Here is a 12,299-nt window from a genome sequence, read left to right as displayed (position 1 = left end):
GTTAATTTTAGCCTTTGAAAACGGTGTCATTTTTTAGATTTTACAATCTCATTAGCAACTAGTTAAAGTTTAGATCTCCTTTTAATAGACTACGGGCGATGGTACGTCGATGAATTTCAGATGTTCCATCAGGGATTCGTAGTATTCTAGCAAACCGGTATCCCGCTTCTAATTTTAGTTCATTGGAAATACCCATTCCCCCATGGACCTGCATCGCCTTGTCATAGACACGTCCCAGCATTTCCGTACAGTAAGCTTTGACTATTGAAATCTCTTTCACTGGCTGTTTGTTCGAATTTTCAATTTTCCAGGCACAATGAAGGGCCATATTTCGGGCAGCATAGATATCCATTGCACATTCTGCCAACATATGTTGAATCATTTGATGTTCACCGATCGTTTTGCCGAACGTCTTTCGTATATTTGCATACTCGACGGCTTGCTTAAGAGCCCATTGAGCTAATCCAATACATTTCCCACTCATTCCTAATCTTCCATTATTAATGCCATGCATCGCCTTTGAAAACCCATTATCCACTTCACCAATAATGTTTTCTTCAGGTACCCGTAAATTATCGAGGCTAATAATTCCTGCTTCACCACCTAATTCACCCATGACTGGTATGACAGAATCAACGTTAAAACCCTCACTCTTTGTATCTACAAAGAAACAAGTAATACCGCCTTTTCTATTCGCTTGCAGATCAGGATTCGTTACGGCAAATAACATACAATAATCGGCATATGGTGCATTAGTGATCCATTGTTTCGTTCCATTAATGACCCAGTCACTTCCATCCTTCACAGCTTTCGTTTTCATTCCCCAAACATCAGACCCAGCATCTGGTTCTGTTAATCCAAAGCACAATGTTTTCTCACCTGTACGGATCCCTTCGAGGTACTCGTCTTTCAGTTCCTGCTTCAACCCTCGCAAAACTGGAGTGAGCCCATTTGTAAATGGAGATGGAATAACAATGGGATCAATCAACTTTCGATTTGCATAGTTTTTACCAATCGCTTCTTGAACTAAAAGCGCTGTAACTGGACCAAGTTCCTCACCACCAAGTTCCTTATCTCCAAACATCGTATAAAATCCTGCTTCTGCTGATACCATTCTTACTTCTTTTCTTAGTTCCTCTACCTTTGGATGGTGTCTACCATCTTCTAAATAATAATTTCTTTCATTGTAGAGTAAATCGGCATTTTTCTCCTCTAAAGGAATAACCCTCTTATCAATAAATTGTTTCAATCCACTAATAATTTCTACTGTTTCTTCAGGTATGTTAAAATCCATTGTTTTTGCCTCCTATTGGTTCATTGATATAATTTTTAAATTAATTTAAACAATGCGTCTGCAACTTTTACGCCTTTTCCATCTTTAAATACCATCGTTGGATTTAAGTCAGCTTCCTCCACTTGATCTTCAAGAGAATTAATCAGATAACTAAATTGTGAAATCAACTTGCTAAAAGCTGTTATATCATGCGGGGCCTTGCCTCTAAACTCTTTCAACATGGCGCTCGATTGTAATTCTTCGATCATTTCTTGTGCCATTTCTATAGAAACAGGTGCTTTTCTCATCGACACATCTTTAAACACTTCAATAAAAATACCACCTAGCCCTACGAGAACCATTTGTCCGAAAACAGGGTCTCTTTTTGACCCCACATACATTTCCATCGCTTCTTCTTTAAGCATTTCTTGAATAAGTACACCTTCAAATTTGGCATTCTCTGTTTCATCAATGATGTTTTTCAATCTATGGAATGCTTCTTCAACTTCCTGGTCATTTTCAATATTCAATAAAACTAACTTCTTTTCTGTTTTGTGTAAGATTTGCGGTGACATTCCTTTTAGCACAATAGGATAACCTATTAAGTTAGCAAATTGGATAGCCTCGTTGGCGTTTTGAGCCAATTTTTCTTCTGTAATTGGCACATTGAATTTGGAAACAAGCTGTTTACTTGTATATTCTGTCAATTCTTTTGTTTCAATGGAAACTACACTCCTAATATCAATAGCCTCCTGGTCTATCGGACTATCTATTTGACTTTCTTCTTTTTGGCTACGCTCCATCGATTTCCTTAACTTATCTAATGCTGACAGCATTTTCACTGCTCTTGTAGGATCTTCGTTTAATACTAAACCTGAATCATTAATTAATTTCTTAGATTCTGGATTACATAGTGTGACAGTTACGATAGGTATTTTAGGAAATAGCTCTTTGATGTTAAGAATTGACGTAATATTCGAATCCAGTGTATCTGGTTTTAAACCAGAGAACCCTAAAAATACAATCGCAGCGTCATATTGCCCACTCCCTAAAACCGCTTCCATAAAATCTTCTAATAAAGTAGGCATATATGAAATTTGTGCTGTTGTATCAAGCGGGTTATTTACTCCTGCGATAGGAAGAATTGATTTTAATTTCGCTTGTACATTTTCAGGTGTTTGAGGTAAGGTGAGACCATGTTCTGTTACTTGGTCTGAAAGCATGATACCAACACCGCCAGATACGGTAAAAATTGCGACCCTGTTGCCTTGTATTTCTGGCAGTTCTGCAAAGGCCTTGGCGATGTCAATAAATTCATCGATCGTCTCTGCTCTGTACACCCCATATTGATTAAAAATCGTTTCATAGACCGAATCAGAACCAACGAGTGACCCAGTATGTGACATTGCAGCCTGCATTCCCACATCCGTCTTCCCAACTTTTAATACAACAATAGGTTTTTTCTTTTTCGCAGCCAACTGAAACGCTTCGATTAACTTTTCCCCATCTTTTGCACCTTCTACATAACATGCAATTACATCTGTGTTCTCATCTTCAACTAAATATTTAATACAGTCTGCTACATCAACATCGCTCTCATTCCCTGTCGCAACAAAATGACTGAAACCCATTTGATGCTGTCTCGCTAAAGTAAAAACATGTGAGCCAAATGCTCCACTTTGACTTACAAACCCAATTCTGCCGCCGTAAAGTGGCTCTTCTTCCTCTAATATGGTTGAAAAAGTAGCATACATGCCCTTGTTCACATTAAATAGACCTAAACAATTTGGACCTAACACACGGATATTGTGTTCTTTTGCAAGTTTTGTAATTTGTTCTTGTTCTTCCTTGCCCTGTTCTCCCACTTCAGAAAAGCCAGCACTAAATATAACAACAGATTTAACTTTCTTTTCGATACAAGATTGAAACGTGCTTAGCACTAATTTTTGTGGTAGTGCGATAATCGCGAGATCAACCTCATCTGGAACACTCAATATCGTTTCATAACAAGGGAAATCACGAATGGTTTTATAATTCGGATTGACAGGATATATTTGTCCTTGATATCCATATTTGATTAAGTAATCAAAAGGTCTACCACCAATTTTTTTTGCATCTGGGGAGCAACCTATAATTGCAATTCGTTCTGGTTCAAATAGTGGTTTCAAATTATTCTTCATACATATCTCCTTTCTTACTTGCTTAATCACATACTTGCAAGTTATGTGCCAAATCTTACAGTATTTCATTTCAAAAACTTCAAAGCATAGCAGTAATGCGGTTTTGAAGTTTTAATTTAAATAAAAATTTACGAATTAATCATTTTCTATAAAAACAATCTTTGGATTTTTTTGTTTCTTTAAACTAGCTAAGTTTCAAAATTGAAACAAATAAAACACTTTAAGGAATTAAACATCTTATAAATAGAATGTAACAATGTGACCTCCATTACGTTCTTCATATATACATCATTTTTGTAATAGATTATGGGTCTTGTAATAGCTTAGGTTTTTCAAAGTACGCTATAGATTACACCCCTATAATCGTACTAAAATTGGAACAGCTTGATTTATTTATGCAACGTAAGACATGTTGTATTAAACATTTATCCAATTACATTTCATTAGTAAGTTAAAATTTAATTATTAAAAAGTAGGAATGCCGCTTATATAATCACGATTTCCAGAGCTTTTTTATGCTTTAAAGGCCATTCTTAGTAGATTAAAGGCTTGCCTTTATTTAAGTGTTAACATTGGCATACTTCTTGCAAAATATAGTTTATAGATAAAATATAAATACTATTATAGAAAGGATGATGAAAGCAATGGCGTTAAACCGCTTGCAAAATAAGGTTGCTATCATTACTGGAGCTGGTAGTGGAATTGGAAGAGAAACAGCAATTGTATTCTCTAAACATGGGGCAAAGGTAGTTGTAACAGATATTAATGAGGATAATCTTCATCAAACTGCCGAGTTAATCAAGGAGAACGGCGGACAAGTTATCGCTATTAAACATGATGTTTCTCAAGAAGTAGATTGGCAAAAAGTAATCTCAATAACAGAGAAAGAACTTGGTAGATTAGATATTCTTATGAACAATGCAGGGATAGGAATAAGAATGGGATTAGCTGAAACCTCACTAGAACAGTTTCGAGAGGTTCAATCCATAAACACTGATGGTGTATTTTTAGGAACGAAACACGGTTCTAACGTAATGAAAAAAAAAGGTGGAGGATCCATTATTAATATTTCATCCATGTATGGAATCGTTGGCAGTTCAGGAAACACTGCTTATCATGCATCAAAAGGAGCAGTAAGATTAATCACCAAATCTGCAGCACTAGAGTTGTCTAAAGACCTTATTCGAGTCAACTCTATTCACCCTGGGGTTATTGAGACACCTATGTCGGGAGCAAAAAACGGCGAACACCCATTAAAAGATAAAATTCCTTGGCCAGAATATGGAGAACCCATTGATATTGCCTACGGTGCTCTATACTTAGCTTCTGATGAATCCCGTTATGTAACGGGTACAGAATTAGTCATAGACGGTGGATATATCGCACAGTAACAAAGTAAGGATAAATTTTCCCCATTCCATCAAGTTATCTACAACTTCAATTCTTTAATCTTATTGATAATAACGATATTGTTTAAAAATAATTTTCTAGCTACTTAAGTAGTATCAAAGAAATCAACTAACCCTCGTATGGTCTCATAGATGAAAGATCAAAAAACCAACTTTTTAGAAGGGGAGCTTAAAACTATGTCTGAAAATAGATTAGAAAATAAGGTTGCCATTATTACTGGAGCAGCAAATGGCATTGGTAAAGAGGAAGCCATATTATTTGCTAAAAACGGAGCAAAGGTAGTAGTTACCGATATTGATGAGAAAGCGCTTCACGAAACAGTTGAATTTATTAATAAAGAGGGAGGAACAGCGCTCGGTATTAAACATGATGTTTCTCTTGAAGAAGATTGGCAAGCAGTCATTTCTAAAACAGAAGCAGAATTTGGCCAATTAGATATCCTTTTAAACAATGCAGCAATATTGAGCAGAAATGGATTAACAGAAACGTCAGTGGAAGAATTCTTGAAAATCCAATCCATAAACACATTAGGCACTTTCTTAGGAATGAAATACGGAGCAGCATTAATAAAGAAAACTTCAGGTAAGGGATCTATTATTAATACTTCTTCAGGTTCTGGATTGGTTGGTAGTCCTGGGAGCACTGCCTATCATGCTTCAAAAGGAGCCGTAAGATTAATGACCAAATCTGCTGCCATTGAGCTTGCAAAAGATTTTATTCGAGTCAATTCCATACACCCTGGGGTCATTGAAACCGATATGTCAGGAGGCAGAAATGGAGAACATCCATTAAAAGATAAAATCCCTTGGCCAGGATTAGGGAAACCGCTAGATATTGCTTATGGAGCTCTTTATTTAGCTTCTGATGAATCGCGATATGTAACGGGTTCAGAGTTAATCATAGATGGCGGATATACTGCCCAGTAATGACCATGTTGCATCAACAACATTAATCTAAAATCAATTTTAAGCATTTGGAATGCTCCGTTCCTAATGCTTTTTTGATTGCATCTGTAACATATTGCTAGCCCATGTTTAAGACTTTTAAATTCGGCCATTATACCCGTATAAAAAACTACAAATACGACTAATAACCCAAAAAATGAGGCTGTTCCTAATCGTCAGATAAAAAACGATTTGGAACAACCTCATGAAATGAAATCCGACTTACCATTAATTGTCCATATTTACGAAAACACTTTTTACTTCTGTATAGTTGTCTAGTGCGTAAGACCCCATTTCACGGCCGTTTCCAGATTGCTTAAAGCCACCAAACGGTGAAGCCGCATCAACAACATTATAGCTGTTGATCCAGACAGTTCCTGCTTTTAACTTGCTTGCCACATAATGTGCATTACGTACATTTTCTGTCCATACCGCCGCAGCAAGTCCATAAGGGGTATTATTCGCACGTTGAATGACTTCATCTATATCATCATACGGCATCGCAACTAGAACTGGACCAAAGATTTCTTCCCTTGCTATTGTCATTTCATCATTCACAGCTGAAAATATCGTTGGTTCAACGAAATAACCACGATCAAATGGCTTTCTACCACCTGTCAACAATTCTGCGCCCTCTTCTTGTCCCTTCTCGATGTAATTCAATACTCGATTTTGCTGTACATTAGAAACGAGTGGCCCCATTTGAGTGTTTGTATCTATTCCAGGTCCTTGTTTTATACTCTTTGAATGAGAGATAAGATCAGCTACGACATTATCGTATGCTTTCTTTTGTACAAAAAGACGAGAACCCGCCGTACAAACTTGCCCCTGATTAAACATGATCCCCATAAATGCACCTGGTACAGCCTTCGTCAAATCAGCATCTGGAAGAACAATGTTTGGTGACTTTCCACCAAGTTCCAAAGTTACTCTTTTAATGGTATCAGAACCTTGGCGCATAATTTGTTTCCCTACGATAGTTGAACCAGTAAAGGCAATTTTGTCTACCTTTTCATGCCTAACAAGTGGTTCACCTGCCGTCTGGCCAAATCCAGGAATAACATTTACAACCCCCTCAGGGAAACCAGCTTCTTCTATCAATTTCGCTAAGTATAAAGCCGTTAATGGTGTTTGCTCAGCAGGTTTCAATACTATTGTACATCCAGTCGCTAGTGCAGCTCCCATCTTCCATGCTGCCATAAGCAGTGGAAAATTCCAAGGAATGATTTGTCCCACTACACCGACAGGTTCATGTCTTGTATAATTAAAGAAGTTACCATTAACAGGAATGGTTTGCCCTACAATTTTAGTAGACCATCCAGCATAATAACGGAAATGCTCAATCGCTGCTGGTACATCAAAGCCCATTGACTCATTAATCGGCTTCCCATTATCTAAAGTTTCAAGTTGAGCTAGTTCTTCAAGATTATTCTCCATCAAGTCAGCTAATTTATAAATAAGACGACTTCTTTCAGAAGCATCCATTCTCGACCATGGACCATTATCAAAGGCCTCTCTGGCTGCATCAACTGCTCGATTTACATCTTCTTCCTGTGCTTCATTTACTAATGACAAAACTTCTCCAGTTGCTGGATTTTTTGTTTCAAATGTTTTGCCGCTTACAGATTCTACCCATCTACCATTAATAAATAATTTTTTATTTCCTTGTAAAAAGTTAACCACCTTATTTTTTAAATTCATAGTTTGTTCCATATTTTTTTCCTCCTCTTTTTTTAAAAAACTTTAAATTTTTAAATCGACACTAGGTAACTAAAATTTACTTATTGGTCTCCTCCCTGTTTGTTACTCGTACAATTCCTCATCTCTTCCTTAAATGCCATTGTTTCTGATTGTAGGTAGAACTAAGGTGTCATCTATAAATCAACCAAATCGTGAATTCTATCAATGGATATATTCACAATTTGAGTTGCTTCCTTCCTTAAGAACCCTTCTTCGCTCCGTCTCCCCTGTTGCAAATGAGGTTAGAGTCTACATTAACTCAACCAATTTTTTACATTTTCATTCATCATGATCTGAATTTCTTCTTCAGACACTCCTTGTGATAAAAGTGTTGGAATGACTTTATCTAGTAAAAATGTCATCGACCAATCTGGGAGGAGAGATTTTTTCAGACTGTTTGGTTTCAGACGATCAGTTGTACAACAATAATCTTGAGACAAAAACATTCGGTTTACATAACCTTTTTCTAGTAAAGCTCTTAACGTCTTATTTCTTTGTTCGGTTGAGATCGTAGTTGTAATCCCGTAGCGATCGAGTCCAATGTATACACCTTTATCAAGGACTCTCTCGATATAATCCAAATTATCGGTATCACCGCAATGACCAATCAATACTTTGCTTAGGTCTACTCCCTCTTCTTCAAAAACCTGAATTTGTAATAACCCCGTTTCTTCCGAAGGAGCAGAATGAGTCATAATTGGAACACCTGTGCGAAGATGTGCACGCGCCACAGCTCTTATTACCTTTTCAACATCTGGGGTAAGTCCTTGAACCTCAGTAGCACATTTTAAAAATCCTGCTTTTATCTCCGTATTTTGAGCACCCTCCTCAATGTCCTTAACAAACTGTTCAGCCATAAAATCAATGTCATTTGCGACAAAACGAGTCGGTAAATAATGAAAAGTAAATATCCCTGTAGCTGCAATAATTTGAACACCTGAGTCTTCCGAAACTCTCTTCATAAACTTAACATCTCTGTCCAATCCCATGACAGAAGGGTCAAAAATGGTTTTCACACCTCTGTCCCTAACTGCAACTACTTGTTCCATGGCTAATCGATACTCTTCTTCAGCATCGTATAAACGAGGAAATTGTACTGGTACACACTCAGACCGTGTTCTGAGGTGTTCATGAATTAATGTTTTTCCTAATTGCTCAAGTCCAATCTTACCTGTAACTGAATTAACGAACTTCATGGTTCCCTCCATTGTCCATTTATTTTATTTGGAATAGTTCACTTTTTTTATCCATTCTTTCTTTTAACTGCATATGTTGCTCTACCTGTTGCTAATAGTCTACCTTTTTCATCTTTAATATCCGCTACTCCAACAATTAAGAGTTTTCCTCTGTTAAGTACCTTCCCTTCTGCAATGATGTTCCCTTCGATTGCTGGTCTGAAATAGTTAATATTCATCTCAGCAGTAACCGAATACTCGTTTGTGTCCAAGACTGTCCTGACTGCTGTACCAATAACTGAATCGATAAGAACGGAATGAACTCCCCCATGAACGATATTTCCCGCCTGTAATAGGTCATCACGGATTGGTAAAGAAAGAACGGCAAATCCTTCACGTATATCTGCTACTTCGATTCCTAATAAATTTCGAAAATTATTGTTATTCATTAACCGTTCTTCGAATTCTCTTAAATCGTTAGTCATACATATCTCCTTTCTCTTTCTATTTCTATCGCACGGAATTTGGTATAAATAATGCAATTTCAGGGAAAATGTACAGCAATATAATAAGGGTCAGAATTGGAATGATGAATAAGAATGCCCCTTTAAAAATTTGCGTAAGTGGTAATTCCTTCACAACCCCATTCAATACAAAACAATTCATTCCAACTGGTGGAGAAATTAATCCCATTTCGACAACTAGGACGATAATGACGCCAAACCAAATTAAATCAAAACCGGTCGCTACAACTAATGGCAAAATAATTGGAATGGTTACTACGATCATTGAAAGCGTGTCCATAAACGCTCCTAAAATAATATACATGATCACAATGATGATAAAAAGCATGGTTGGTGAAAGATTAGCTGAAAACATAAAGTCGGATATTAAATGCGGTACCCGTGTAATCGTTAACACATAGTTTAAGATAAATGCCCCGATGACAATCGCAAAAATAAATCCAGTAGTTTTAATGGTTTCAAAAATCGCTTCATTCACTTTTTTTATCGATAATTTTCTTCGCCCCAAGCCGATCATAAAAGCCCCAAGAGCACCTACTCCAGCTGATTCAGTAGCTGTAAAAAAACCGAAGTACATCCCACCTAAAACGATGAGAAAAAGAAGAATAATCCAAATCGTAGACTTTAATGAATCAAAGCGTTCCTTCCAGCTAACTTTTACTTGGTTTTCATTTGTGATTAAACTTGGTTTAATCAGACTAGCCACATAAATAGTAATGATAAAAAATATAGTAAGTAAGATCCCTGGTATAATTCCCGCCAATAATAGCTGACCAATGGATTGTTCTGTCATCATGCCATATATGATGAACATCGTACTAGGGGGGATTAAAATACCTAGTGTTCCACCTGCAGCAATAGACCCTCCTGTTAAGCTTTTACTGTAGCCTGCTGCTAACATTTCCTTTGATGCCATTACACCTATGGTTCCTGTTGTTGCTAAACTAGAACCTGATGCGGCAGAAAACATAGCGGAAGACCCAATCGTGGCCATTCCCAATCCGCCTCTAAAACCACTTAACCAATTTCGAAAAGCAGTATATAATTCACTGCTAATTCCAGATTGATAAATGAGCTGACCCATCAACACAAATAACGGAATTGTCGTTAGTGTATAGGAATAACTTTTCGTCCAAACAATCGTATCCAACGCTGATAACAAAGTATCCCATCCTCTTAAATAGAGAATTCCAATACTTGCGGGAATTGCCATCGAAATCGCAATGGGGATACGTAAGAACATTAGGGCAAAAACGAATAGGATTACAAGTATACCAACGAAAGAAACTGACAACTAGACTCACTCCCATTCTTAAAATATTTTACATTCTCACTCTCTTCAACCGTCATTTTTGGTTACCAATCTCTTCTTTTAGTTCAACAATAAATCTTTGGAATGCCTCAAGTCCCCAAGCAAAAAATCCTATAATTAACATGATTTTAAAAGGATAAAAGACGATCTTTAATAAACTAGATGTTGATGAAAATTCCATTTTCGATAGAAATACCCAACATACAAGGAAACAAAAAACAACCGTTAATATTTTCGCTGCTAGTTTTAAAACTAACTGAAACCTATTAGGTAACCGGTCATAGAGTAATGTAATAGACACATGTGAATCTGTTTTTTCAGTATAAGCTAGTGAAAACACAATCATTAACACCATTGTAAATTGAATAAGTTCGATATCTCCAACAATCGGCTGCCCTAAAGTTCTTGCAGCGGAAAAAATGCAAACAAGGGCTACCATCAGAAAAGAAATAAAATAAGCTGCCCATTTATTTATAGTGGTAATGTAATCAATAGTTTTTAAGAAAAGATTCATAACCATCCCTTCTTTCCGTAAAATTAATGAAGCAACCTGACTAGGAAAGGAGTAATTCCTAGTCAGATCAAAGCTCTTTTTAGATAGAATAAACGATTTTTAGAATGAAAGTTCCAATCCTTCTTCCTCAAGAGCTTGTTTGAAGAACTCCATCATTTCATCGCCTGGATAACCTCTTTTGTTCGCTTCATCTACCCAATCTTCCCACATTTTTTTAGCAGGTTCTCTAAACTGATCTAATTCTGTTCCATCTGGAATAATAACTCTTCCACCTTTATCTTTCACTCGATTTTCGAATTCTGTAATCGCGTTTTCCATTTCAGTCATATAAAGTTCTGCCATTAATTCTTGATGTTTTGGACCTAATTTTTCTATAAAAAGTTCTTGTAAATCTTCTGGGAGTTGATTAAAGGCATTCGAGTTAATAAATAGACCATTAGAAGAAACACCTAAATCAAGTTTGGTCATATAATGTGCAACCTCATTTAAATTAAAGCCTATGGCTCCAAGTGTGTTATACATAATGTCATCAACTAACCCTCTTTCAACTGATTCATATAATTCTGAATTAGCAATTGAAACTGGAACTGCGTCCCACAGTTGGATTAATTGGTTTCTAGAATATAAGCTATTACTTATTTTTCTGTTTCTGATATCTTCAACTGTCTCTATTGGATCAGTACTGTATAGCTGTGCTGTATCGGTTGATGAAGCACCAAGCCATACCGCGTCTTCGAATGTATCTTTCATAAACTGATCATAAAATTTATTCATTACATTAACCGCTACATCAGGATTAGGAATGGCAAAGGGCAAGTCCCCGATTGATAATGGGAACAAAATATCATTCCTGTCAGAACTTGCGTATAAAAGCCCTACATCAAACACTCCACCACTTACATCATCATAACCAGTATCAGGAGTTCCAAGAGCCGCACTCGGGAAAAGATGAACGGTTACTCTTCCATCAGTTTCATTGTGGACAAACTCTGCCCATGGTTCTGAAACATTTGTAGTATATGGATGAGTAGGTGGCGCAAGGACGTTATAGTTTAACTCAAACGTTTCCCCACTATTATTTGAGTCGTTTGTAGAATCACTTGTAGACTCGTTTGATGAAGTATCTTCTACTTGTCCACACGCTGCTAAGAACAGAATTGTCATCATTAAAACAGTAAAATTTAAAAACACTTTTTTCATTCGGATTCCCCCAATAGTGATTTTTTA

10 protein-coding genes are annotated in these 12,299 nt (G+C 36.7%); 2 read left to right on the top strand and 8 right to left on the bottom strand.

Annotated features, from left to right (window positions below; genetic code table 11):
• Nucleotides 1-58: 58 nt before the first annotated feature.
• The gene (locus BK574_RS03945; RefSeq protein WP_078427599.1) at nt 59-1,294 is read right to left on the bottom strand and encodes an acyl-CoA dehydrogenase family protein; all 1,236 of its coding nucleotides are present in this window, start codon (nt 1,292-1,294) and stop codon (nt 59-61) included.
• Between the two features lie 35 nt (nt 1,295-1,329).
• Nucleotides 1,330-3,453: an acetate--CoA ligase family protein gene (locus tag BK574_RS03940; RefSeq protein WP_158211521.1), complete on the bottom strand. Its 2,124-nt coding sequence runs from the start codon at nt 3,451-3,453 to the stop codon at nt 1,330-1,332.
• Between the two features lie 644 nt (nt 3,454-4,097).
• Here BK574_RS03940 and BK574_RS03935 point away from each other — a divergent pair.
• Together BK574_RS03935 and BK574_RS03930 are read left to right on the top strand one after the other, a co-directional pair.
• On the top strand, nt 4,098-4,844 hold the full coding sequence (locus tag BK574_RS03935; protein ID WP_078427597.1) for an SDR family NAD(P)-dependent oxidoreductase: 747 nt from the start codon (nt 4,098-4,100) through the stop codon (nt 4,842-4,844).
• A gap of 195 nt (nt 4,845-5,039) precedes the next feature.
• Nucleotides 5,040-5,789, top strand: coding sequence for an SDR family NAD(P)-dependent oxidoreductase (locus BK574_RS03930; RefSeq protein ID WP_078427596.1), 750 nt, complete (start codon nt 5,040-5,042; stop codon nt 5,787-5,789).
• A gap of 246 nt (nt 5,790-6,035) precedes the next feature.
• Here the strand turns inward: BK574_RS03930 and BK574_RS03925 are convergent, their stop codons facing one another.
• The 6 genes from BK574_RS03925 to BK574_RS03900 all read right to left on the bottom strand — a co-directional run bounded on the left by BK574_RS03925 (nt 6,036) and on the right by BK574_RS03900 (nt 12,272).
• Nucleotides 6,036-7,520 (bottom strand): aldehyde dehydrogenase family protein, encoded by a 1,485-nt coding sequence (locus tag BK574_RS03925; protein WP_078427595.1) that lies wholly within the window; start codon nt 7,518-7,520, stop codon nt 6,036-6,038.
• Between the two features lie 281 nt (nt 7,521-7,801).
• The gene (locus BK574_RS03920; protein ID WP_078427594.1) at nt 7,802-8,743 is read right to left on the bottom strand and encodes a phosphotriesterase family protein; all 942 of its coding nucleotides are present in this window, start codon (nt 8,741-8,743) and stop codon (nt 7,802-7,804) included.
• A gap of 47 nt (nt 8,744-8,790) precedes the next feature.
• Nucleotides 8,791-9,207, bottom strand: coding sequence for a PaaI family thioesterase (locus tag BK574_RS03915; RefSeq protein ID WP_078427593.1), 417 nt, complete (start codon nt 9,205-9,207; stop codon nt 8,791-8,793).
• A gap of 25 nt (nt 9,208-9,232) precedes the next feature.
• The gene (locus tag BK574_RS03910; protein WP_078427592.1) at nt 9,233-10,540 is read right to left on the bottom strand and encodes a TRAP transporter large permease; all 1,308 of its coding nucleotides are present in this window, start codon (nt 10,538-10,540) and stop codon (nt 9,233-9,235) included.
• A gap of 52 nt (nt 10,541-10,592) precedes the next feature.
• Nucleotides 10,593-11,072, bottom strand: coding sequence for a TRAP transporter small permease (locus tag BK574_RS03905; RefSeq protein WP_158211520.1), 480 nt, complete (start codon nt 11,070-11,072; stop codon nt 10,593-10,595).
• Nucleotides 11,073-11,171: 99 nt separating this feature from the next.
• Nucleotides 11,172-12,272, bottom strand: coding sequence for a TRAP transporter substrate-binding protein (locus BK574_RS03900; protein ID WP_078427590.1), 1,101 nt, complete (start codon nt 12,270-12,272; stop codon nt 11,172-11,174).
• Nucleotides 12,273-12,299 lie beyond the last annotated feature (27 nt).

Origin of the sequence: Alkalihalobacterium alkalinitrilicum (assembly GCF_002019605.1) — a bacterium.
GTDB lineage: Bacteria > Bacillota > Bacilli > Bacillales > Bacillaceae_F > Alkalihalobacterium > Alkalihalobacterium alkalinitrilicum.
The sequence above is the reverse complement of the archived record's forward strand: the minus strand, read 5'-3'. Positions and strand labels throughout refer to the sequence as shown.